The sequence below is a fragment of the Aureispira anguillae genome (genome assembly GCF_026000115.1).
GTDB lineage: Bacteria > Bacteroidota > Bacteroidia > Chitinophagales > Saprospiraceae > Aureispira > Aureispira anguillae.
In genome coordinates this window covers 3,227,980-3,254,153 of the sequence record NZ_AP026867.1, presented here as the reverse complement: position 1 = coordinate 3,254,153, position 26,174 = coordinate 3,227,980, and the positions used below count along the sequence as shown (strand labels likewise).

The 26,174-nt window shown below is 36.8% G+C and carries 12 protein-coding genes; 7 read left to right on the top strand and 5 right to left on the bottom strand.

Annotated elements, in window-relative coordinates; translation table 11 throughout:
- The first annotated feature begins 511 nt into the window (after positions 1-511).
- Together AsAng_RS12580 and AsAng_RS12575 are read left to right on the top strand one after the other, a co-directional pair.
- The gene (locus AsAng_RS12580; RefSeq protein WP_264793144.1) at positions 512-2,122 is read left to right on the top strand and encodes a hypothetical protein; all 1,611 of its coding nucleotides are present in this window, start codon (positions 512-514) and stop codon (positions 2,120-2,122) included.
- A 109-nt stretch (positions 2,123-2,231) separates the two neighbouring features.
- Positions 2,232-3,698 carry a hypothetical protein gene (locus AsAng_RS12575; RefSeq protein WP_264793143.1) on the top strand — a complete coding sequence of 489 codons (1,467 nt, stop codon included), beginning with the start codon at positions 2,232-2,234 and terminating at the stop codon, positions 3,696-3,698.
- A gap of 71 nt (positions 3,699-3,769) precedes the next feature.
- Here AsAng_RS12575 and tyrS read toward each other — a convergent pair whose 3' ends face one another.
- Positions 3,770-5,272: a tyrosine--tRNA ligase gene (tyrS, locus tag AsAng_RS12570; RefSeq protein ID WP_264793142.1), complete on the bottom strand. Its 1,503-nt coding sequence runs from the start codon at positions 5,270-5,272 to the stop codon at positions 3,770-3,772.
- Between the two features lie 660 nt (positions 5,273-5,932).
- Here tyrS and AsAng_RS12565 point away from each other — a divergent pair.
- Together AsAng_RS12565 and AsAng_RS12560 are read left to right on the top strand one after the other, a co-directional pair.
- Positions 5,933-8,965: a M43 family zinc metalloprotease gene (locus tag AsAng_RS12565; RefSeq protein ID WP_264793141.1), complete on the top strand. Its 3,033-nt coding sequence runs from the start codon at positions 5,933-5,935 to the stop codon at positions 8,963-8,965.
- 510 nt (positions 8,966-9,475) lie between these two features.
- Positions 9,476-11,203, top strand: coding sequence for a T9SS type A sorting domain-containing protein (locus AsAng_RS12560; protein WP_264793140.1), 1,728 nt, complete (start codon positions 9,476-9,478; stop codon positions 11,201-11,203).
- A gap of 75 nt (positions 11,204-11,278) precedes the next feature.
- On the opposite strand, the gene AsAng_RS12555 is transcribed toward AsAng_RS12560, so the two are convergent.
- Entirely contained in the window at positions 11,279-12,445 is a 1,167-nt protein-coding gene (locus AsAng_RS12555; RefSeq protein WP_264793139.1) for a hypothetical protein, read from the bottom strand.
- 16 nt (positions 12,446-12,461) lie between these two features.
- The gene (locus AsAng_RS12550) at positions 12,462-13,697 is read right to left on the bottom strand and encodes an McrC family protein (RefSeq protein WP_264793138.1); all 1,236 of its coding nucleotides are present in this window, start codon (positions 13,695-13,697) and stop codon (positions 12,462-12,464) included.
- A gap of 138 nt (positions 13,698-13,835) precedes the next feature.
- On the opposite strand from AsAng_RS12550, the gene AsAng_RS12545 reads away from it, so the two are divergent.
- On the top strand, positions 13,836-16,196 hold the full coding sequence (locus AsAng_RS12545; protein WP_264793137.1) for a TonB-dependent receptor: 2,361 nt from the start codon (positions 13,836-13,838) through the stop codon (positions 16,194-16,196).
- Positions 16,197-16,533: 337 nt separating this feature from the next.
- Here the strand turns inward: AsAng_RS12545 and AsAng_RS12540 are convergent, their stop codons facing one another.
- The gene (locus tag AsAng_RS12540) at positions 16,534-18,747 is read right to left on the bottom strand and encodes an McrB family protein (RefSeq protein ID WP_264793136.1); all 2,214 of its coding nucleotides are present in this window, start codon (positions 18,745-18,747) and stop codon (positions 16,534-16,536) included.
- A 341-nt stretch (positions 18,748-19,088) separates the two neighbouring features.
- Here AsAng_RS12540 and AsAng_RS12535 point away from each other — a divergent pair, with 341 nt between their 5' ends.
- Entirely contained in the window at positions 19,089-21,896 is a 2,808-nt protein-coding gene (locus AsAng_RS12535) for a T9SS type A sorting domain-containing protein (protein ID WP_264793135.1), read from the top strand.
- Positions 21,897-22,014: 118 nt separating this feature from the next.
- On the opposite strand, the gene AsAng_RS12530 is transcribed toward AsAng_RS12535, so the two are convergent.
- Positions 22,015-23,868, bottom strand: a complete 1,854-nt coding sequence (locus tag AsAng_RS12530) for an ABC transporter permease (protein ID WP_264793134.1) — start codon at positions 23,866-23,868, stop codon at positions 22,015-22,017.
- Between the two features lie 1,039 nt (positions 23,869-24,907).
- Here AsAng_RS12530 and metK point away from each other — a divergent pair.
- Entirely contained in the window at positions 24,908-26,155 is a 1,248-nt protein-coding gene (gene metK, locus AsAng_RS12525) for a methionine adenosyltransferase (protein ID WP_264793133.1), read from the top strand.
- Positions 26,156-26,174 lie beyond the last annotated feature (19 nt).

Below are 26,174 nucleotides of genomic sequence, written 5' to 3'. Positions count from 1 at the left end.
TCTATTTATGAAATGGTGGCAATTAATGGGATATATAGGACGTTTTTTATTTTTTAGCAAAAAATGAAAAAAATCAAAGAACTATTAGTACCCAAAACCTTGAAAAAATCCTTATTTTGGCATCCAAATAAATAAAAATACGTTAATTATAAAATAAAGTGCCTATTATTTGCACCACTTTGCATTAGATTTGCATCTAATAAGACAAAGAATTTAAAGATAATTAATAAACATTATTACGAAACACAAGTTCATACAATAAGGGTTTCATATCGTAAAATAACGTTTTCTTATTTTTATCAACTCAAAAAATAGCGACTAACCAAGAGGCTTATTTGGGAAGATTCAAAAAATTAAAAATGCTTATTTTTACCGCTTTTATAATTACCTTCAGTGTGGCTTACTCCGTGAGCGTTATCGCTTATAGTTCGTGATCTATTTGTAATACTATTATTTATAGGAACTACCAATTCAAATAGCATAACATTTGAAAATATCAAATTATATAATTATGAGAAAACTATATTCTGGAATTTTGGCAACTGCAATTGGCGCATTATGTTCTATGCCAGTAGATATGATGGCACAAAAGGGACCAAGTGAAGGAACTTCAGGAAACGTACGTACTAAAATAGTTAGAGATTGTGAGTATGAGGTCTTGCCAGGATTGGCAGAGGTGACTTCTATAGAAATGTTGCGTCCCGCTTCTGAAAGTGCTCTCAAATATGATGAACATGAAGTTCTGTTTACTTTTACTCCTATGGAAGGTGGTGATTTGTTAGAAATGTTGCGTGATACAGATATCGAGTTTGTTTTGCGTTCTCGTGCAGTGCGTGTTCCTGTTGGCCCCGAATACATTAAGAAGAAGGGACTAAAGGTGGGAACTAAATACGCAATGAACTTGCTACAAACAAAAAATAGAGATGCTTGTTTGGAGCGATTTACCTACGAATCTAAGGCTTTGGATAATGATTTGTTTGAGGCTTATGAAAATATTATTGATTATACCAAAGAAGCTTATGTTCGCCAATTAGAAGAAAAGGAGCGAGCGCACGAAAGACGAAAAGCTAATGAAGAAGATGTGACGGTTACCGAAACAGTAGATCCTACTGTTGAGACACCAAAAGCAGAGGTAGAAACAACTACAGATCGATTTGATTATGGAGGCTTGTCGGAAGAAGAAATCGCTAATCTTACAGAAGCTGAAATGCGTGCCTTAGTAGAGAAAAATTTGAGAAAGGAAATTGAAGATGGTGGAACGCCTACTTCTTATGGGGGAGCTTCTGCTGGAATTGATGAGGCGGCTATTAGAGCTGAAATTGAAGCTAAGAAGCGAGAAGAATATGCGGCTCAATTGGCCGAGGCTGAAAATGCTGGTACTGTATCTTCAATCTCTTCCAACAAAAAAGCGACTAAATCAACTACTAAAAGCACCAATGCTGCAACAGATGCTATTAGAGAGGCTAAACGCAAAGCTAAAGAAGCAGAGAAAGAGGCTAAGTTAGAAGAAAAACGTAAAGAGCAAGAAGCTTTGGAGAAAAAACGCAAAGAAGAAGAAATTAGAGCAAAAATTGAAAAAGAAATTGAAGCTGAAATTCAACGTGAAATTGAGGAAAAGGCAGAAGCTGCAAGATTAGCGGCAGCACAAGATGCTAAAAAAGAAGAAGAGGAGCGAAATAAAAAAATGGCTGCTCTTGAAAAAATTAAGGAAATTGAACGTGAAATGTCTCAGCGTATTGTTGATGAGACTAAGCGCAAAGATTGTGTTTTTGGAGAGCGTATTTCTGGAACAATAGAGGTCGTAAAAGTAAGCAAAGTTAAAGAAGCGAATTTGAGCCACCTAAAATATACAGAATATGAGGTTTTAGTTACTTTCCGACCAGATAATTTTGGAGACTTATCCAAAAAAGAAAAAAAGGAATGGGAGGCTCAGTTTACTTTTACACTTGATCCAATGGGGCAAAATGCTAACCCTGGTGCAGGGTACATCAGAAAATACAAGGTGTTCAAAGCTTCTAAATACCAAGGTTTTGCACAGCCGCTACAATCTGGTATTTGTAATGAGATGATGCTTTATTCTCCTGATTTACCAAATGATTCTTCTAAAATCAAATTAAAATAAAAAAATATAACCGTTATTTGTTTTGAAAAAGTGGCTTTCTCGCAGTTTGTTGAGATAGCCACTTTTTTTGTTCTTTGGTTAAACCAAAGCATTTTAATAAGATCTTACTATGATGCAGTCATTTTTTAAAATTATCGTTTTGATAGGGGGGCTATTGATGGGAGTAAATAGCGATGCTCAGAAGGTGATTCACCCTATAAAAAATAATATTCGACAGGTTAATCAGGTGAATTATGAGCTGCTTTCTGGCTTGGCAGAAATAACTTCTATTAAACGGATAAAAACAGCTAAGGAGAGCCCATTAGGTTATGATGAGTATCAGGTTTTGTTTCGTTTTGTTCCCATGGAAGGACAGCATTTGCTACAAATTTTAGAAGACAAAGAACTCGAATTTAAATTGAGTTATCGATCTTCGGCAGTTTGTGTAGGACCAGCTTATATTAAAAAAATGAGACTCAAGGTTGGGACTCGATATGCAATGGATTTATTTCAGACTAGAAGTGGTGGGCTAGGAGTCAAACGCTATTTTTATCAATCTAAAGCCTTAGAACATCGATTATTTGAAGCTTATGAAGATATTGTTGATTTGCTGGGGGAGATCATTAGCTTTGACCCCATAGATTCAATGTTGGTGAACTTGGAGGCTGTTACCCTAACGGGGGCAGAACAGCGGGCATTGATGGATGCAGAACTAAAGCATGGACTTAAAAATAAGACCTTGGTAAAGGCTCAATTGACAAAAACAGCAATAGCTTTTCTAAAAAGGCATAGAATATTATTAGAGGAATATGAAGCTGCAATAAGAGTTTTGGCAAAAATGGAAGAAAAGGTCTATCAACAACAAGTGCTAAAAGAGGAACAAGAAAAAAAGGCAGCAGCATTGTTAAAGGCTAAAATAGAAGCAATGAAAACAGCCAGCCTCCCTAAAGTGGTCAATGAAACAAAAATTTTTAGGGGGTGTTATTATGAGGTGGTGCCTGGCTTGGCAGAAATTGTAGCCATTCATAAAATAAAAACCGCTGATGAGAGTATGTGGGGCTATGATGAGTATCAAGTCTTGTTTCATTTTATTCCAGCAGAAGGACATGATTTATTGACAGCACTAAGGGATACTACCTTGGAATTTTTGCTGTATAGTAGAGGAGATAAAATTAGAGTAGGTCCTGCTTATTTAGAACAAAAATCGGTGTGTATCGGAACTCGTTATGCAATGACCTTATATCAAAAAAGAGATGCCCAAATTTGCACAGAACGCTATGCCTATGAATCTAAAATTTTGAGCAACGACCTTTTTGAAGTTTTTCCTCCAGAGGATACCAAGAAAAGAACTCGGTTTCAACAATCATTGTTGAAAGAAAAGGATCATGAGACGACTCAATCATTAGATACCACAAAAGACAAGACAAAAGAAAGAAAAGGCAATAGCCCGTTGTTGGAGGTGGAAATGGCGCAAGAAAAATTAAAAGAAGCCCAAGAGAACAAAAAATTGTGGCGAAAAAGAACGTTAAAAGCAATTCGGGTTGCTCGGAAAAATCTTAGAACAGCTAAACAGGCAAATCCTTCTAAGAAAAAATAATATAGATTTGAAAATTTGAAAATGAAACAATCAAAAAATCGCTCAATTTTCAAATTTTCAAATCAAAAAATCTACGCATCAAATTTAGAAGTACAGAACAATAAACCTTTAGCACTTAGACTAATGGTTTGTTGATTTTGTTTTAGATAACCTTTCTCTAGCAAAGCAGGAATTCGCTCTGTTAGTGTTTGTTGAACAACAACTTCGGGAGTTGTGTTATCTTCTTCCTGAACATCTTCTTGGTAACGCTCATAATAAGCTTTTAAAACAAGCTCATCTTCATTGGTAGTTGCATAAGGGATGCCCAAAAATTTATGTTTTTTTCCATTTTGGACAAACAACGCCGTATTATGAATCAAACTATCTGCACCAATGATTTGATTGTGACCTGTTGCTTTTTCAGCATTAATAGAAAGCGCATTTCCTTTGATCGCCGTACGAATTTTACCTTTAGAATCTAAGCTTTCATGGCTGTTGACCAATAAGTTGTCTACTTGAATGCCCTGGTTTAGCAAAAACAAGTCGATGTAAAAAGTAGGTAACTCCCCCTTTAGCATATCAAAATCAGCAGGCGATAAGCTTTGCAAAAAGCTTGGTTTTAATTTTTTATTAAAAACAATTTCCGTTGCCTTTTTGGCACCATCACAAGCTTCTTTAGAGTGAATGCGAGTAGTCAATTCTTCTGCCAATAATTGTAACAAAAACCTTGGGTTTGTTTCTAGATGTTCTTCCAATAACGCTTCTATTTCTGCTCTTGATTTTAGAGAGAAAATTTTAAGCATCTTAGGAATATCATCATCATTGATCTTGTTGAGCCAGAACTGGTAAAACTGGTAAGGACTAGTCTTGTCAGCAGCCAACCAAACATTTCCCCCTTCAGATTTTCCAAATTTGGTGCCATCTGATTTGGTCAATAAAGGACAAGTTAAGCCAAAAGCTTTGCCACCAGCTTTGCCCACAAAGTGAGTCCCTGTTGTGATATTTCCCCATTGGTCAGAACCGCCCATTTCTAAGGTACACCCTTCTTTTTCGTAAAGGTATTGAAAGTCATATCCTTGGATCAATTGGTAAGAAAATTCTGTAAAAGAAAGCCCTTGGTCTCTATTTTCGATACGATTTTTAACCGAATCTTTAGCCATCATATAATTGACGGTGATATTTTTACCAATGTCTCTCAAAAAGGTAAAGACATCCATTCCTTTATAGAAATCAGCATTATTAAGAATGATGGCAGCATTCTCTCCTTCAAAATCTAATAATTTGCTGAATTGCTGCTTAAAGCGTTCTATATTTTGATCGATTATGTCATAACTAAGCAATTGACGTTCGGCATCTTTGCCTGATGGATCTCCAATTTTTCCAGTAGCTCCTCCCATTAACACAATAGGTTGATGACCGTGTAGTTGCAAATGTTTGAGTAACATGATTGTAACTAAATTGCCAATGGTTAGAGATGGGGCTGTAGGATCATAACCTATATAACCTTTTATAGTACCTTTTTGCAGTTCATCTTCTAATCCTTCGGACACATTCTTTAGTAATCCTCTCCAAGTAAGTTCTTCTATAAAGTTCATTTCTAAAATTTTTAAACAGTGTTTTGCTGTTTTGTTAAGGGCACAAAAATACACATTCAAATGGATGAATGAAATAAAAGGTTATGAAATTAATAATGTTTAAGCTTCTAGCTAAGTTAATGATCGATTAATTTAGCATTACAGATCGTTTATTGAGATTACCCCCTAAAAGGAGTTTGTCTAAAATTGTAAATTAATTGTTATTTAATGAATTGACCTATAATTGTTTGTTGTTTTTAGGAGAAGGTTTGGTATAAAACGCCTTCCAAACTAGAACTTAGAAACCTTATACACTATAAGATTGTATCCATAGGTAACAATGTAAAATAAAAAGAGGTTCCATTGCTTTTTAGAAAAAACTTGTTTTTAGAAACCTTTTTATTGGCTATTTATTGATTTAAATAATGTTAGATTTTGTGAAATATAGTTTTGTAAAATTATATAATTGCGCTTCGCTTCGTAGCCAAATAAAATTTCACTTGCTGGTGGAAGCCAATCAATCAATTAAAAAAATATAAGCAACAAAGCAGAATTGATTATGCGCTAAATTTACAAGCATTAGTTCTACTTAGTTCCTTAAGTACACGGTAACAAAATCTATGGATGGTTTTTACAGTGTATTAAGATTGGATTCTAAAATAAAACCATAAAAAAAAGGTTATGCAGAAAATCTACTTAAGCATCTTAATTATTTTATTAACAGTTTTTGGAACAACCGTAAACGGACAAAAAACGTATCCGCATATCCATGATAGTCATTGTGCAACCATGGAAATAGATGCATACAACAGGCAAAAATATCCAGAGCGAGGAACCTTGGAAGAATTTGAACGTTGGTTGGCTCCGTTGGTAGATGCTTACAAAAAGCAGCAATCTAACGGCTATCGTGCCCCTCTATTAACAATTCCTGTTGTTTTTCACATTATAACAGACGGGGCTGGGGCTGAGAATTTGACAGCCGCACAAGTGCAGGCACAAATTGATCAACTTAATATTGATTATCGAAATTTGGCAGGGAGCAGCCATGCGGCAGCAGCAGATGTTGAAGTGCAGTTTTGCTTAGCGACCTTGGATCCCAATAATAACCCTATGGCTGAGCCAGGAATCAATCGAGTTACAGCTTATGGCGAAGGACCTTTTACTAGTAATTATGTGGATAATACAATAAAAACAGGCACAAGTTGGGACCCTAATAATTATATGAATATTTGGTCTGCGAATATTTCAGGTGGTTTATTGGGGTGGGCTCAGTTTCCTGACAATTCTGGCTTGGCGGGACTCAATGCTAATGGGGGAGCTGCTAATACAGATGGGGTAGTCATTTTAGCTTCATCAGTTGGTTCTGTTGCCAATCCTAATCCTGCTGGTGGAAATTATGCCCGTGGGCGAACCTTGACCCATGAGGTGGGACACTGGCTAGGATTGCGTCATATTTGGGGAGATGGAGCTTGTGGTGTTGATGATTTTTGTGGAGATACCCCTGGGTCGGATGCTGCTAATTATGGTTGCCCGACAGGACATAGCTCTTGTGGTAGTGTTGATATGATAGAGAATTATATGGATTATACAGATGATGCCTGCATGAATATTTTTACCGCAGACCAAAAAGCACGTGTTCGTACTGTAATGACCGTTTCACCAAGGCGTGCAAGTTTGGCTAATTCTACCAAATGTGCAACACCTGCTCCTATGATTGGTTTTGTTAGTGGTGGAGGAACGGTTGTTAATGAAGGAACCGACTGTGGTTTTCAAGATATTACATTAGATTTAACGATTTCCATGGCACCTTCTGCGGATGCTACCGTAACTTTTACTACGTCAGGAACAGCCACCAATGGGCTTGATTATGATATTAATCCTGCCTCAGTTGTCTTTCCTGCTGGGGCAACACCTACTCGCCAAGTTAGAATAAGAATTTATAACGATGGCATTGTAGAAGGGCTCGAAGATATTTTGATGGCCTTCAATATTACTACAACAGGTGATGCTATAGCCACAACTGGTGACTTAGTGGATCATGATCTTACAATTATTAGTGATGATATAGCTCCAGCAACAAATCGAACAGTTCGCTTATTGAGCCAAGATTTTGAAACGGGTATTGCTCCATTTACAACGCAAGGAAACAATACTTCGGATTTATTTTTAGTGGCGAGTACAGCAGGAGCTAATAGTGGTTTTTGGAATATTAATTCTACGAATGCTACTCAATTTGCCTATTCTAACGATGATAATTGTAACTGTGATAAAGCAAATGATCGCTTAACCTCTCCAGTTTTTAGTTTGGCAGGTGCTGCTTATACTTCTGCAACACTAACCTTTGATCATGCATTTGCCAATAGAAATGGGGAAGTAGGGGAAGTCCAAATTTCAACAGGGGGAGCCTATACAACGATTGCAACACTTACGAATACTAGTGTAGCAGGAGGGGGAGGTTTAGTAACAACGCCATGGGTTAATGGGACAACTGTAAACTTAACCCCTTACATAGGTCAAGCTACGGTTCAAATTCGTTTTAGATATAACGATGGTGGTACCTGGCAGTATGGCTTAGCTGTTGATAATGTAGTTGTTTCTGCTGAGGCACCTACCAATATTCAAGTGACCAACAATACTGCTCTACCTCAACGGATTCCTGTAGGGGGAATGGAAACGGTTCATTATTATGATAAAAACACTAATAATGTAATGGGAACGATTCAGAATTTGTCTACTTGGGATTATCAATGCACAAGAGTAGAAATTGATAGAGATGCTGCTGCGCTTGGTTTGGGCACAGCTACAGCTCCCTTTTGGGACAATAATCCTGCAAATGCACTAGCTGCAAAGACATTTTTTGTAGCCCCAAATAATAATACACCAACAGGTTCTTATACAATAACGCTATATTATACAGAAGCCGAGATTGCTGCATGGGAAGCAGCAACAGGAAAAAACCGTACGGCTTTAAAAATTGTAAAAGTAGCGAATACACCTATTGCTGCGGTGAATGCTGGCAACTATACCGCTTATACGATCGAACAAGTAGCCGCAACACTTGGCTCTTTTGGTACGGATATTACATTAACGGCTACGTTCAATTCTGGTTTTTCAGGCTTTGGAATTGGTGATATTGGACCTTCTCCTGTTACTTTATTGCCAATGGATTTATTAGCTTTTAATGCTAAACGAGTCAATAAGAATATTCAATTGGACTGGATCACGCAGAATGAGGTAGATGTGGCTCATTATACCTTAGAAAAATCAATAGATGGGGTGAATTTTAAAACCATTCTAGAACAAGTAGCAACAGGCAATGGGCGTTCCAAAGACAATGCATACAATTATCTAGACCAACAGCCCCATGTAGGTATCAATTATTATCGTTTAGGGCAGGTAGATCTGGATGGAACACAAACTTTCTCTAAGATTGTTGCGGTTAGATTTGAAGCGGATCAGCAGCCTATTATGACTATTGCTCCTAACCCTGCTTATAATCATTTGACCGTGGATTACGACAGCCCTCAAAAAGGACTGCTTATGGTAGAAATTTATGACCTAGTAGGGAAAAAAATGTTGAGTGAATCAAATCTATCTGTAAATGATGGAGGGAATAAAATATTGCTCAATGTAAAAGACTACCCTAAAGGTATTTATGTATTGAGGGTTAAACAAGGAAATTATGCAACTACTCGACGTTTTGTAAAACGGTAAAATAATTAAAGATAGAGGTTTTGTTTTTGAAAAGTAAAGGTGTCTCGGCTGGTCGTTGGGGTGCCTTTCTTTTCGTTTATCAACAAAAATGCAGCGACATATACCCTTGTATTGTTTAAGGGGTAGAATTCAGGAGCAATTTTATAACGATAAAAAAAGAGCGTTTAAATAGCTGTGAGGGCTGTTTTTAGAAAAATCATCATTTTTGATGAAGCCAATTTATGTCAATAAATCTAAGTTTAGGCACTTAAAAATCTACGTTCTTTGACAACTTGTGTGGAAATTTTAATTAATGGTCTTACTTATGCCGTTTGGGGATTAGATTTTAGAAATTAGATCACTTCGCTTTTAGACTATATAGCTGCAATTCATATCTATATAGTCTAAAAGCGAAGCGATCTAACAACAACCTGGTCTATGCTCTAATATCCCCAAATAGAATAATATCATCTTACCGTATAATTTAGTAGCACACAATTTGTCAAAGAGCCAAAATCTAAAAAAATTGACATGAAGAAAAGAACACTTTTATGGATTGGCTTACTTTTATTTCCAGCACTTAATTTTGCTCAGAATGTTACCATCCCAGACGCTAATTTTAAGGCAGAGTTATTAGCCAATACTTCTATTAATACCAATGGAGATACAGAAATACAATTGACCGAAGCGCAGGCTTTCAGTGGTGCCATTAATGTAGATGGCAAAAATATCACTGATTTAACGGGAATAGAGACCTTTGTGCTTCTGGAAAACCTATCGTGCAATAACAACCAATTAATAGCCTTAGATCTAAGTACCAATACCGCATTGAGAACCCTGTATTGTTATAACAATCAGTTGACAACCTTAGATGTGAGTGGAAATGCTACATTAATGTGGTTATGGTGTAATAACAACCAATTGACGACTTTAGATGTAAGCACGAATACTGGATTAACAAATTTGTATTGTCAAAGGAACCAACTAACAGCATTGGATGTAACACTCAATACGAGCTTAACCCGTTTACAATGTTCCAACAATCAATTAATGACCTTGGATGTAAGCCAAAATACCAATCTAACACATTTGCATGGTTCCAATAATCAACTGTCTATTTTAGACATCAGTAATAATTTGGCATTGACTACTTTGGGGGTGAGTGGCAATCAGTTGGCGACCTTAGATGTGAGTCTCAATACGCTTTTGACAAGCTTGGATTGTTCGGCAAATCAATTGACCGTTTTAGATGTGATTACCAATACGTTATTAACCTACTTATCTTGCTTTAATAATCAGTTGAGTGTTTTAGATGTAAGCAACAATACCGCCTTGACTGGTTTGATGTGTTCTGATAATCAATTAATGGCCTTGGATGTAAGCATGAATGCGGCTTTGGTTACTTTTTGGTGTAGTAATAACCAACTTACGGCTTTAGATGTGAGTAATAACCTAGGTCTGAGTAGTCTGATCTGTTCAGGCAATCAGTTGAGTGCGTTAGATTTTAGTTTAAATGTAGCCTTGACCACGTTGTGGTGTGATAACAATCAACTAATTAGCCTCAATGTACAAAATGGCACGAATACCAATATAACCTCTTTTGTAGCGAGGTCAAACCCTAATTTGCTTTGTATACAAGTAGATGATCCTGTCTATTCTACGACCAATTGGACGAATATTAACAATACTACTTCTTATGGTACGAGTTGTAATACCTTATTAGCCGTAAATGCGTTAGATTTTGAAGGAAAGGCAATAAATGGAGGTATTCGATTGGATTGGAGGGGGCAAAATGAAGTAGAGGTTGCTTATTATATTTTAGAACGTTCAATCAATGGGATTGTTTTTGAATATTTGCTACAGCAAGGAACAGAAATGGAAGGGGATCAGTATAAACACTGGGATACGCAGCCTTATAATGGAACTAATTATTACCGTTTAAAACAAGTAAATTTGGACGGAACAGTCCTTTATTCTAGTATTATTGCCGTTGATTATCAAAGTGCTCAACAATGGAGGATGACCTTAGCTCCTAATCCTGTTGAAGATCAGTTGAGGATTGATTGCAATGGTTTTAATGAAGGGGAGGTTGCCCTAGAAATTTATACTACCAATGGGAACAAATTGTATAGCAACTCTAATTGGAGTCCTAAAAATAGCCCCTTGGTTGTAGCGGTAAATAATTACCCTTCGGGCTTATATTTTTTGAAAATAAAGCAAGGCAATAATACATACATTCGACATTTTGTAAAGCATTAGGAGATTGGACTTTTGGTAATTTGGATGTTGACCAATGGATTAATTTCCAAATTACCAATTTAAAAGTACCATAGCCTATTTTTTTAGTAATGCTTGGCAGCTAATGGTTAACGCTTGATCTTCATCTTTCCAGCGTTGAGGGATATAAAGCTCTATAAAACCACCATGAGGAGCAGAACAAACACAAAATTCTTTAGCAACGGCTTGATATACTCGTTCTGAAGCAAAGGGAGGAATGTTTAAATCTTCCATTCCCCAATCGTCTAAGGACAAAATACTTTGGCGATCCGATTTAAATAATAAATTATCTTGGAGTTTTTTAGGAACGCAGGAATCTGTTCCTTCATCGTTGATAATTAGGTCGCATTCTATTGATGTTCCCGAATACATGCCCAAAGCGAGGCAGTGGGGGCTTAGTTGGAAAAAATCTAAAAAGGGAACGATCCCAAATAAAATTAAAAGCGCAAAATTTGGCAAGTTTTGACGGCTTATAGATGGAACATCTGATGATTTAAACAATAGCATCAATAAAAGAATCATCGCTACATTCCAAGGATAGACCACACTATTCCATTCATCTTTTATCAATAAAATTAAAATGCCAATGTGTAACAATACAGCGAGAAAAACCCCTAGTTTTTGTTTGTGTTGACTTAATAATAAAAGCCCTATCAGCATTTCTAAAATACCAATACTATATCCTAGCGAGGGGTAGGCTGCTAGACCTTTGGTCGTTTCAAAAATCTTTGCCAACCAAGGATAAACATCGGTTATAAACTGGACATTAAGTTTTTGAATGCCTGTCCAAAAATAAACCATTGCTAGGATAAATTTCAAATTTAAGAGGCTGTTTGCCTGCTGAAATTTCCACTTATGCCAACAAATAATGGCTAAAAAAGCAAGATAAATATAAACCCAAGCCTGAAAACGGTTAATGTCTTCTAATAGAAGGATGGAATAGCAAAAAAAAGCTGCTAATAAACTGTAACGCTGTAGGCTTTCTCGAATGGAGCTAAGTACCAAAAAGAAGATAAACAAAGCACTTAATAAGGAGGTTAACAACTGCCCCAATTCAAAATCCAAGCTAGATAGGAGGGGAATGGTAGGGTAGGATCGATCGTTGGGAAACCACAAATTGGATGACATATAAAATTGGGCGATAAAAGCCAAGGTAATAATTCTAATGACCCAATTTATAGCATTTGAATTATTGTTATTTTTAGAAGGTGGAATATTGGTCATAGTGTGTGTTAGCCAGCTATTGATGGTTTAATACTTGAATAATATCATGGGCAATATCGGTATTTAAAGTACCCTTTTTATTTAAAATATTAACAAAAATTACATTACAATAATGTTCTTTGGCTTGTCCTTGAATAAGCATAGGTTGGGCATAGGCTTCGCTGCGTTGATGCAAAGCAAAGACGTTGGGATAAATAAGTAAACTATTGGTGGCTTGAAAGCTATGGTTGTAGGCATAAATTTGACGCAAATCTTCATCCGAAGGAGAGGGGCGTTTGAGAATTTTCCATTTGGTATCTAGAATATAATTTTGATCTTGGTGGCTAAGCCAAATATCAGGGCGTAAATTTCGACTCGCCCAAAAACGCTTAGAGGCCTGGGCTCGAATGGTCCAAGAGTCGTCTAGGTGTTTTTTGAGCTGCTGATAAATATAATGTTCAAACAATTGATTCATATCAAACAAAATGGCAAGAACAGGGCAGCTCCCCGTTTTTAAATCAGGACTATATTGTAAGGTAATCATTCTCGCCAAGTCCAATGCAGCATGATAATCTTTAAATTTAGGGTAGCTGTATAATTGTTGGTATAAATGTTCTGTTGCAACAATGTTTTCTTGTGGAGGAAATGCTTTTATTAAGTATTGTATTTTACTTTTGAGCTGCTGGTTGACCCCAAACTGTGCTACGATTTTGAGGGCTTTGTACAAAACCTGATGAACAGGGTGCTGGTAATCATAGGTCTGTTGAGTGGTATAAACACGATGGGGTTGTGTTAGGTTTTTTTGGAGTTGTTTGGCAAAATTGATTTGCCCTTTCCAACGATTGGTATTGGCGACTTCTTTGCGGTAATTTTTTTGTAAACCCTTGAACAACAAACGCTCAATTTCTTGGACATACAATTCTAGATATAGCCAAAGCAAGGGGCTCGTTTTTAGTTTTAGAGGAGCTTTAGATAAGGCATCAATTTTAATGAATTGGCAAGCGTGTAATAAGTCCAATAACACCTTTTGCCAATTTTGAGGGGTATTGGCGTATTGATCCGTTTTGGGCAAGATTTCTATGGTTAATGTTCCCACTTGCAAAACACCTACATATTGCCTAAACCGAACGCCCTTGTGCAAAAGAGTAAAATACTTTTGATCGTGTTTTTCATTAAAAAAAGCTAAAGCATCGAGCTGTTGTTGAGTGAGTTGCTGTTGATCTACTCGCAATACTTGATGTTCAAAAACTTGTATGTAGGTACGATTGTGCATTGTAGAGATTGGATAAACCTAGTTAGAATTCCAAGATAATAACTATTTTTATTGAATCCAAGTTAAAAGTTTTAATAGAAGCGCAACAATGTTGCGTTATTTTTGCAACATTGTTGCAAAACGCCTACCTTTGTTGCTATGAAAACAATAATAGCTACAATAATTATCCTTCTCAGTTATTGCTCCATACAAGCACAAAACGCTATTTTAAAAGGACAAGTTTTATCTAATGAACAAGAACCCTTGAGTGGGGCGCTTGTTGAATTGGAGTCGTCCTCTATAGCTGTACTGACAGATGAAGAGGGAAAATATCAATTGACTCTAGAGAAAGAGGGGAGCTATACCCTTGTGTTTAGTTATTTGGGGTTTAAAAAACTAAGGATTGAGGAGGTTTTATGCAACGAAGCAAAGACAAGGGAATTAAATGTGGCTTTAGAATTGCTGGATTGTTGCGGAGAGGAGCCAATTGTTGTAACAGAAAAAAAGGTACAATCCACACAAGAAAAGGAGCAACTCAATTCAACCTTTTTTGAAGAAAACGCACAGGGAACTTTTTCAAAATCGATCGAAAAAATTGCAGGCATTAATGCCATTAACGTTGGCGTAGGGATTGCCAAACCTGTTATTCGTGGTTTATCTTTTAATCGAATAGTAGTTAATAACAATGGAATAAAGCAAGAAGGACAACAATGGGGGGCTGATCATGGTCTGGAAGTGGATCAGTTTGGGGTAGAACGGGTTGAATTGGTAAAAGGGGCAGCCTCTTTGCGCTATGGTTCTGATGCCTTGGGTGGTGCTATTAATATCCTGCCGAGCAAAATCCTAGCAAAAAATACCTTAAAGGCTAGTCTTATAGGGCTTTACAAATCCAATAATCAACATGGCGGTTTTTCAGCTTACATAGGCGGTCGTTTTAGTGATTATTTTTTTGAAGCACGAGTTAGTTACCAGGATTTTGCAGATTATAGAATCCCTACTGATAGTTTTGTTTATAATGATTATGTGCTGCCAATTTATAATTATCAACTCAAGAACACAGCGGGAAAAGAGCGAAATATAAAAGCGACTTTAGGTTTGGTCAAAGATTGGGGGATTAGCCGATTAACGTTTAGTCAATACTACCTAAATGCAGGTATCTTTTCTGGGGCAGTAGGGATTCCAAGAAGTTATGCTTTGGAAGTAGATGGAGACGACAGAGACTTAGATCATCCCAGTCAAAAGGTTAGCCATATTAGTTTGATATGGAACAATGATTTTTATATTCAACAGCATCGTTTACAAATTAATATAGGGTATCAAAACAATAGTCGCAAGGAATTTTCTTTTCCTCATTACCATCAATTTTCACCAGTAGATAGCTCAGATGTAGCTCTGGAATTGGGCTTGCAAACGGCAAGTATAGCTGCTATTTTTACCCATCGAACAACCAAAAAATGGGAAAATAGCTATGGTCTAAGCACACAATATCAACACAATAAACGAGCAGGATTTGAATTTTTATTGCCCAATTTTCAAACCATACGTTCAGGGATTTATTGGATTAGTAATTTTAAGCCCAATAAGCGTTGGTTGTTGACGGCTGGTTTGCGTTTGGATTATGCCTATAACCAAAGCGATGCTTATCAGCAGGCGGTTTATGATCGCAACCAAGAGATTCAATACATTCCTAAGGTAGAAGAATTGGAACAGCACTTTTTTAATTATGCGGCATCTTTGGGATTTAATTGTGAAATTCGCCCTCAAATGTTGTGGCTGCGAATGCATTTAGGAAAGAGTTATCGAGTGCCACATCCTTCCGAAACAGTGTCTAATGGAATCCATCATGGCACCTTTCGACATGAAATGGGAACGCCAAACCTAAAACCAGAGCAGGGCTATCAATTGGAATTGGCAATGGATATAAAGTGGAAGCGATTAAAGGCCAATGGAGCTGTTTTTGGCAATTATTTTCAACAGTATATCTATTTGAGTCCAACAGGAAAATTTTCACCCTTGCCAGAGGCAGGACAGTTGTATCAGCATATCCAAACCGATGCGATTTATACAGGAGGAGAGCTGGCTTGGGAATGGGAACCCATCAACAATTTTACGCTTAAGCAAGCTTACGAATATGTATGGAATCTTAATTTAAAAACGGGTTTGGGATTGCCTTTTACACCGCCTGCTAGTATTTTGACAGAGTTGCGTTATCAATGGTCAAAAATTGCTTTTTTTGAAGATATATATACCCAATTGACGTATCGTTATAGTTTTGAACAAGCAAGAAGCGATCGGAATGAATTAAGGACGCCTGCTTATCATTTATTAGATTTAGGAGTTGGCTTTAAAATTCGAGTCAAAAAACAAGCCATTCATTTTGGTTTGCAAATTCAAAACCTATTGGATACAGCCTATCTTAATCACCTCAGCCGATACAGAATATTAGAAATTCCAGAACAAGGACGCAATATTGTACTCAGCCTAAAAGTTCCTTTAGAATTTTCTTTATCTTCCAAATAGCATTACTCCGTTGAATTATCATTCTTTGACAACCAGCAAACTGGGTTTGTCCTGTACTCAATCTAATAATAAGCAATTAAGGATTTTAGGCTTTGTTTGCGTTTATTTCAAGTACTTAACATAAAAAAAACACCAAGCGGGAATAGGCTTGATGTTTTTAAGGTGATTTGGTGGGAATTGCTAAATTTTAATATCCTCGTTTTTATAGATAGTGATAGTGTTAATGAGTATATGGCGCGTTAAATTTAATAATTAAATCACCGTTGTAGAGTTGGTTATTTATATAATAAAACAAATATATGTATATGATTTGATATTGCAAAGGAAGCGATATATTTTATTTGTAAATATTAAGATAAGTTTCTTTAGGGAGCGGAAATTCGTTGATTTCATAAATGGGTTTATCCCATGATCGATCCATTCCTTCGTAGTCAAAATCAGCAAAATGTTTGTATTCTACTTTTTGAGCAATCAAAAAATCTTTGCCTAAAACTAAACCTATTTTGCCTAAATCACCATAAAAATATTCTAGCAAAAGTGGGATGATTTGGGTTTTGAAAACCTGTTGCAAATCATCCAGAGAACCAATAGGCATAAAATAAGAATGCCCTAAGAGATGATGTTTGTCCAATAACAACGCAATCCGTTTATTGATTACTTGGTGCATTAAACGAATGTTAACCCCTTCAATATCTTCACTCAATAAAATAGAATCTGGTAACATTTCAATAAAAGAAAAACGCCGCCTTAGTGCCATGTCCAATTGCTCAATACTTCTATCTGTTGTATTCATGGTCGCAATAAGATATAGATTGGGAGGCAAGGCAAAAAGTTTTTTTGAATAGGGAAGTTGTACTTTTAAGGCATTGAGTGCTTGCAATCGTTTGTCCTCTTCCAAAAGCGTAATCAACTCACCAAAGATATTGGCAACATTTCCTCGATTTAGCTCATCTATAATAAGCACAAACAATTTGTCAGGTTCTTGTAGGGCATGTTGCACCATTTTTTTGAGCATTCCGTCCTGAATGCTATAATGTATTTGATCATTAACAACCATGGGTTTGATGCCTTCCACAAAATCTTCATAAGACATAGCTTGGTGAAAAGTAGTAAAAACAACCTGCCCAGTATTAAGATGCGCTTCTATTCGTTTTTGAATGGTATTGGCATCCATTTGCTGAATGACGGTCCAGTGTTTATTTTCAACAATGGCAATGGCTCGGCGAATACTTTCAAATGTTTTGCCCGTACCAGGCGGACCATAAAGGATTTGATTGAGCGGAAACCTAGTATTAGAGGCTATTTTATAACCATTGGTTGGTTCGGCAACTTGCTGGTGTAAGACCTCATCATAATAGATGTCTTCCTCTGTGTATTTCCATAAGTCTTGCACGCTAGGAGCATAGAGCAACAACTTGATGAGATAAGTGTAGTTGTTAAAACTAGCAGCAGAGAGTTCAAATTTATTAAAATAGCTCACCAATTGCAATGAAAAAGAACTGGCTTGATAAGTACTATCTAGCAAATGGTTGGCTATTTGCCGTTGATGGCTAAGGGACAAAATAGGGCTATGTGTTTCTGGATGAAGCAAAAATAGCAAAGCATTTTTGATCGTTGGAGTGGTGATCGCCGCTAAATTATTTCCTGCTTGCTTGTATTGCAGCAATTGCTGAACCCAAAGGTTTTGGCGAATTCCCGTTGTCGCCAAACAACGCTTGTCTTTGTATTCGTTCCAGCTTTGTTTTGCCGTTGCTTTTTCGTCAATATAAGCAACGAGTTGCCCCAATAAAAGCGCCAAATCAGCATATAAGGCTTGATCTTTTGCTTGAGTAACAAAGGCATCATAACGCCCTTCAAAATTTTGGTAATCAGCCCAAAAATCTTCATAAACTTCCAAGGGAAGGTCGATTGCTCGAAATTTTTCTAAGATTACCTGAGCTTTTTGAAACCAAAAATCAGTTGCTTTTTGGACCTCTTGAACCGTTTCCTGTTGCAGCAATTGATGGATTGCTTTTGGGATGATGCTAAGGTATTTATCCTTAGATTCAATTTCTTTTAACAAGTCATTATGCACAAACAAATCCATCGCCGCTCGATAAATCCAAGGATTGTTGGCCATTCGATTGTTGTTTTTCTTTTTTGGGGCTTTATCTATGGCTTGGACGGCACTAAACCAAAGTTGTATCAGTGCTTGATTGGTAAGCGAATAGCTAGAGAGTTGAAACCGTGCCATTCCTCCTAGTTCTTTGCCAATTTTTTGTTTGCTGGGCTGAAAATTTTGCAAATTGGACAGTTGCTCACGATCTTTTTGAAAACATAAAAACTCAATGTAATGTTTTCTATCCCTTACCTTATGGATGAGTATAGGGATGTTATTGAGTTGTATATAAAGGGCGTTACTATTGGTGTGTATCGAACACAATAGATTATTGGCATCTTCTTTTAGAGATAGATGCTCAAAACTATAACGCAGCAATTTTAGAAAATGCTCAACCAATTGAGTATTGGGAAATTGCTTAAAATATTGTATAAGTTGCGTTTTGGAATTCACAGCTAAGTTAAGTGTTTTATAAGAAAAAACAACTTACGACATTTTTAGAAAGCGTGCAACAATGCACCTAATTATATGAAGTTTTAGCCACTTATTTGCTGTGTTGCTAAAATTAGATATATGTATAATTTGTTTATGGAAAAGATTAGTAGGTTGATTGCTCCATTGACCCTATTCATGAGGAAATAGGGCAGTTTGAAAATATGGAGGAGATTTTTATCAAAAAAAGCACGAATTTTACAAAAGATAAAACGCTTCAAAAGCAGGATTTTGCGGTAAAAAAAAGCATGAACTTGCACTGAATTGATAAAACTATTTGTAGAAAACTAAAACTGTACAACATGAAAAAATTGTCCTTTCTAATGGGGATGTTGCTCATTCAATCTTTCTCCACGAATCTATTTGCTCAAACGGCCTCTTTGGTCTCAGATATTAATACAACTCAAGTATCTTCTATACCAGGCGAGTCCATCGTTTTTAACAACAAACTATATTTTACCATTCAAGAAAGTGAACACTCTTCTAGTACTGCTCATTTTTGGGTGTATGATGGTGTCAATACGCCTACTTTAGCGCCTGGAATCCAACTTAATGGAACGGGGCGTGCGCCTAGTGAGATGGTGGTCTTTAATAATAAAATTTATTATCAAGGCTATCAATCTTGGAAGGGGAGAGAATTAATGGAATATGATGGAACGAATGCACCAACGCTGGTCTTAGATATTAACAATCAAGGACAAGCCAGCTCTTATCCTCAAAGCTTGACCGTCTATAACAACAAGCTATATTTTTATGCTTATGATGGCACCAATCATGTTGCCTTGTGGGAGTATGATGGCACCAATCCACCTACTATGTTTATGGACATCAGTTCTTCTAATACGAATATTTTTTATTCCCAATATGACTACCTAGATATGAAAGTGTTTAGAGGAAAATTATATTTTCAAGTAGATGACGCTACAGATGGTATTGAATTGTGGGAATACGATGGCACCAATGCGCCTATTATGGTAGAGGATATAAACCCAACAGGATCGGCAACACCAACAGATTTTGAGGTGCTAAACGATACCTTGTTTTTTGTAGCGAATGATGGGGCAAATGGTGTAGAACTTTGGAAATACGATACGGCTAGCACCCCTGTGATTGCAGCGGATATTAGACCAGGGACAGGAAGTGGAAACCCCAAAGATCTTACAGTGCTTAACGGCAATCTTTATTTTCAAGCTTTTGAAACAGGAGGAACACATACAGAACTGTATACGTATAATGGTAACGGTTTTTCTTTAGTACATGATATTTATACAGGATCAGGCGGTTCTTTTCCTTCTGAATTAACCGTAATGAATAATGTATTGTACTTCAAGGCTAGAAATGCAGCAGCAGGTTATGAATTGTGGCAGTATGATGGCAGTAATACCCCAACGATGGTTTACGACATAGATACTGCGGGCAACAACTCTTCTTTGCCAAGTAATTTAATTGTATTTAATGGTAGTTTATATTTTGGGGCACAAGAAGCGTTGCACGGGCGAGAATTGTGGCAATATGATGGAACGAATACCCCCAGTATTGTTGCCGATCTAAAAGCAGGAACACTGGCTTCTGACCCAAATGGGCAGGTAGCTTTTAATGGTAAAATGTATTTTAATGCAGACGATGGTGTACATGGAAAAGAACTTTGGGTCTATGATGGTACCAATCTGCCAACCATGATTGAAATTTACCAAGGAGCAAATGGTTCTAATCCCACTGATTTGACCGTATTTAATGGTAAATTATACTTTAGAGCAGAAGGAGGATACAATGATAGAGAGCTATGGGAATACGATGGTGTGAATCCGCCAGTTGAAGTGTATGATTTTAGAACGGGTGGTTTTGGCGGTAACCCTCAGTATTTGACAGTATTTAACAATAAGCTGTATATGGCTGCTAGTGACAATACCAATGGACAAGAATTGTGGGAGTACGATGGCAGCAATACGCCTACGATGGTAGCTAATATTAATCCTAATGCAGGAGCAGGATTGGTTGGTTCTCTAAAAGTATTTAACAATAAGCTTTATTTTAGTGCAGATGATGGAACGAATGGTTCTGAATTGTGGCAATACGATGGCAGCAATGCGCCAACAATGGTCGCTAATATTAATGCTAGTGGAGGAAGTAATCCTTATCCTATTGGAGTATATAATAATAAGCTTTATTTTTCGGCAGATGATGGAATTAATGGTGGGGAACTATGGGAATATGATGGCAACAATGCGCCTTCTCTTATTGCAGATCTTAGAGCAGGGTCTTCAGGTTCATCCATACGCCGAAATGCATTGGTATTTAATGATAAAATGTACTTTGTAGCTTATTATTTAGCGACCTATACCTATCAGGTATACGAATATGATGGCATTAATGCACCTACTACTATTGCTACGGATTTGAACTATAGTGCTAGTGGGCTAACGCTTTACCATGGAAAATTATATTATAACTATGGAGATGCTACCCATGGCTACGAATTATGGGCTTACAATGGAGTGGATGCCCCTCGTTTGGTAACGGACAATATTAACGTTGGCTCGGAATCAGCTTACCCTAAAAACTTGGTCATCTACAATGATAAATTGTATTTCTCAGCAGATGACGGAACGTCAGGATTCGAATTATGGGAGTTGTGTACTCCTGATGTTGAAGTAACAAAGGTAGGAACTGCCTTGACAGCTTCTGCTGGGGCAACGACTTATCAGTGGATTGATTGTGACAATGGAAATTCTATAGCGGGAGCTACTACAATGACTTTTACGCCTACTACAAATGGAAACTATGCTTGTTTGGTAACTTCTGCTTGCGGAACGGATACTTCTGCTTGTATGAATGTAACAGGAGTTGGAATCTCAACATTGGCTACTAAGAATGTATCTATTGCTGTATTCCCTAGCCCAGCAACCACACAGTTAACCATTGTGGCGACGAGTACACAGGCTGATTTTAGAATAGAATCCATTACGATCAACGATATTACTGGGAAAACAATTCAAACACGGGTAGGAGCACAAAATACCATTGATGTATCTAATCTTCCTAAAGGAGTTTACCTGCTTTCTTTACAAACGAATCAAGGAATAACATTAAGTCGTTTTGTCAAAGGATAAAAAATAACGTGCTAGGTTTGTGACGATTTCTTCTAAGAAAGAAATTAAAAATTGAAGGTGGAACAAGGATTATATTGTTCCACCTTCAGCATTTTAATTTTAAGCAAAGTCCAAATACTTAAGAAAAGCGTATGGCCTTTACAGGATCTATTTTTGCCACCAACCAAGATGGAATAATCAATACAATTAAGGTAATCAATAAGGTTCCAATATTTAATAGGAGCAGGGTTAGCCAATTAAGTTCAATAGGAGCAACAGAAACATAGTAAAGATCCTCTGGCAAGGTAATAATGCCAAATTGCATTTGTATCCAACAGAGACCAAGCCCAATAACATTGCCCCAAAACAAGCCATAACCAATAATGTAAGCGGCATTGTATAGAAAAATCTTTCGAATTGACCAATTGGGAGCTCCCAAGGCTTTGAGGATACCAATCATATTCGTCCGTTCCAAAATTAAAATCATCAGCGAAGTGGTCATATTAATAATAGAAACTAAGATCATAAGCAACAAAATAATGCGCTCATTCATATCGGTCAGACTCAACCAATCAAATATATTGGGAAACAGCTCTTTAATCGTATTGCCATATTGATCTTTTCCCATCAAAACTACATAATTGGTATAGTTCCCAAAGGCATCTAAATCAGCAATGTGGTCAACAAATATTTCAAAGCCTGATACTTGAGGAGGAAGTATTTTGTTGAGGTTGTCAATCGACTGCCAGTTGACAAATATCGTTTTTTTGATGTTGGGATTACTGGGGCCTTCATAGATTCCTTGAATTAAATAGTTAAAGACATGAGGAGTGCCTCCAATGTCGATGTATTTTAGAGATAGGGTATCGCCAATACCTACTTGTCGAACAAAGGCAACTTGATGGGGTATGATAGCCCCCATGCTTGCGGTATCAGCCAAATTTAGCAACTGCCCTTTTTGCAAGTGTTGTTGTACATAAGCCCAACCTGCATCATCTTCAGCGGTTGCTACTGTGAGGCCTTTGAGGCTAATTTGTTCTTGCTCCAAATCCAATTCCGTCCCATAACTTCTATAAGGACGCCAGTTATTGAGCTGTTGCAATTTTCGAACGTCCACAATTGCAAAACGTTTGTCGTACTCTTCTAGCCCTGTTTTGTAAATCCCTGTAATGGTAAATTTTCGACCCAAAGAATTGCCATCTTGCACAAAATAGATTAAAAAGGTATCGTTTAATTTTAGTTTTAATCGTTTGGCTGTTATATCAGAGATGAGAATACCTCGCTCTGCGGTTTGAGAAGTGGTATTAAGCGTGTTACCTTCTTGAATATATTGGCTTAAAAATTCCCAATCATAATCAGCTCCAACACCTCGCAAGACAATACCTTCAATCTGATCCTTCGTTTTTATAATCCCTTCCTTATGTATATAAAGTTGAATGTGTCGAATTCCTCCTTGCGTTTGGTGGGTTACATCTTGTTGGGCAAGCTGATATTCTTGGCTGCTAAACAATAAAATACTACCAATTGTAAAACCCAATGCAATGAGTAGGCGGTAAGACAAGCGGATTTTTTTGCGGAGAAAAGCAGGCGAAAAAGAAAAAAGAAGGGCGATAAAAATCAACAAAAATGCAATCCCTACATTGGGGTTGCTACTATTTAGTTGGATGGACGATAGCCAATCAACTGCGGGTAATTTGTGCAGAATCTGCCCAATGGTATCTACTGCTGGATAAAAATCTTGATTTTGATCCATAGGGCTACTTTCAAAGGCATAACTACTAGGAGAATAGCTGCTGGTAATGTGAATATGCCCCCAAAAACCAAATATTTTTTCACTAATTGTATTCTTGAACCCCGCAACGATGCCTGTTGAAACAATCATTACAACCATGCTTAATGCAATGGCAATAACTGCTAAACGTAAGATGGCGTTTGAAAAGGATTTTTTTGTTGCTGTACCAACTTTTTTTGCAATTAGAAATTCTAGATTCAAGATAGTGTTGATTTAAAATTTTTGGATAATCTAGTATACTTTAAACTTAAATACTGGATAGAATATTGCAAAAGTATCATTTTTTAAACAGGACTTTAATGCATTTTGGTAAAAAAATAGAAGTACTTTGCAATCGAATGTTTTTTAGTAAGCAGGCGTAAAAAAATAGTGCCCCATTGTATAACATACCTTATCGTACGGTAAATGACAGAATTAAAACACTCGTTTTATTTAAAAAACAAGGTTCTTTGAAAACCCGAACAGAGCTTGAGACCTCACGAATCCAGCTTGCTGGCTCACGAGGGACGAGTAACAAACAGAGTGAGTAACAAGGCTACGTTTATGTGGTTTTAGAAGAAAGTTATAGGTCGTAAGTCGTATGTCCTGTATTTACAGGAACTAAGCATACGACTTACGACCTATAACTTATAACTTAGAGTTATCAAACAACCAAAAACAAAAAAGAGCAGCAGAGTATTCCAAATTCAATCAAAGTCAAAGGAACAAGTTATATTATCAATGAGAGAACGGCACATAAATTGGGTCTTGTAAAAACCAAAACAGCTTTGTTACAAGTGTTTATACTAAGATTCAATTGTATAAATCTGCTGATAACACATTCTATTGCCAAAGCAAAACTAAGTTTTCCAAACTTAAAAAACATTCATTCTTTTGAAGGCAAAATGGATGATCTAATCCAGCAGAAAGCTTATTTATTGCGTTTGCGAACAATCGTCATAAAACAGCAAAATAAAACACAGTAGTCCATATTTTAAACTATAAATGGAGAGCGGTTAATATCTTTCTTTTTGTTTTTTATATTTTAAGGTGAGTGTATTTGTTAGAATTTTATTTTGATTAATTTGGTGTTTGTTAGAATTTTAATTGGTAATGTTTTTGTCAATTAAATGATAATATGTTGAATCTTGGAGCGTAATTTTTAGTAAAATATCTTTTTAGAATGCAGTTGTTTTTTTGTGTCTATTATTTATCTATCTTTGTTTGGAATTTAAATACAAGACATTAAAAAATCTTAGTTATGCCATATTTTTTTACGTCCGAATCAGTTTCGGAAGGTCACCCAGACAAAGTAGCTGACCAAATTTCAGACGCTATTATTGACGCTTTTTTGGCGCAAGACCCATTATCAAAAGTAGCTTGTGAAACATTTGTAACTACTGGTCAAGTGGTAGTAGGTGGCGAAGTTCGCTCTCAAGCTTACGTAGATGTACAAAAAGTTGTACGTAATACAATCCGTAAAATAGGATATACAAAATCAGAATACCAATTTGACGCTAGTTCTTGTGGTGTTCTTTCTGCTATACATGAGCAATCAGCTGATATCGCTCAAGGTGTTGATGTTGGAAAATCAGAGGATGAGCAAGGTGCTGGAGATCAAGGAATGATGTTTGGTTATGCAACAGACGAAACCGATAACTATATGCCTTTGGCCTTGGATTTATCTCATAGATTGTTGGTTGAGTTGGCTAAATTGCGTAGAGAAGGAAAGCAAATTCCTTATTTGCGTCCAGATGCCAAATCTCAAGTAACAATTGAGTATAATGATGCCCATCAGCCAATCCGTGTTAATACAATCGTATTGTCTACACAGCACGATGATTTTGCAGAAGATAGCATCATGTTAGCAAAAATCAAAGAGGACATTATCAATATTTTGATTCCTAATGTTGTTGCTCAATTGCCTGCTCGTGTTCAAGCATTGTTTGATGACAAGATCATTTATCACATCAACCCAACTGGTAAATTTGTTATTGGTGGACCTCATGGTGATACAGGTTTGACTGGTCGTAAGATTATCGTAGATACTTACGGTGGTAAAGGTGCTCACGGTGGAGGTGCTTTCTCTGGAAAAGATTCTTCTAAAGTAGACCGTTCTGCTGCTTATGCAACTCGTCATATTGCTAAAAATATCGTAGCGGCTGGTTTGGCTAAACAATGTTTGGTTCAAGTAGCTTATGCTATTGGTGTTGCTGAGCCTGTAGGCTTGTTTGTTGATACTTATGGTACTGCTCAAGTGGATATGAACGATGGTGCAATTGCTGCAAAAATCGCAGAATTGTGGGATCTACGTCCAGCGGCAATCGTTCGCAATTTGGGCTTGAGAAACCCTATTTTCTCTGAGACAGCGGCTTATGGTCATATGGGACGTACTCCTGGAACTGTTACCGTAAATGGAAAAGAATATGAAACCTTTACTTGGGAGAAATTGGATCGTGTAGACGATGTAAAAGCTGCCTTTGGTTTACTAGAAAATTCAAATGCTTAATAAAGGAATAATCCTTTAT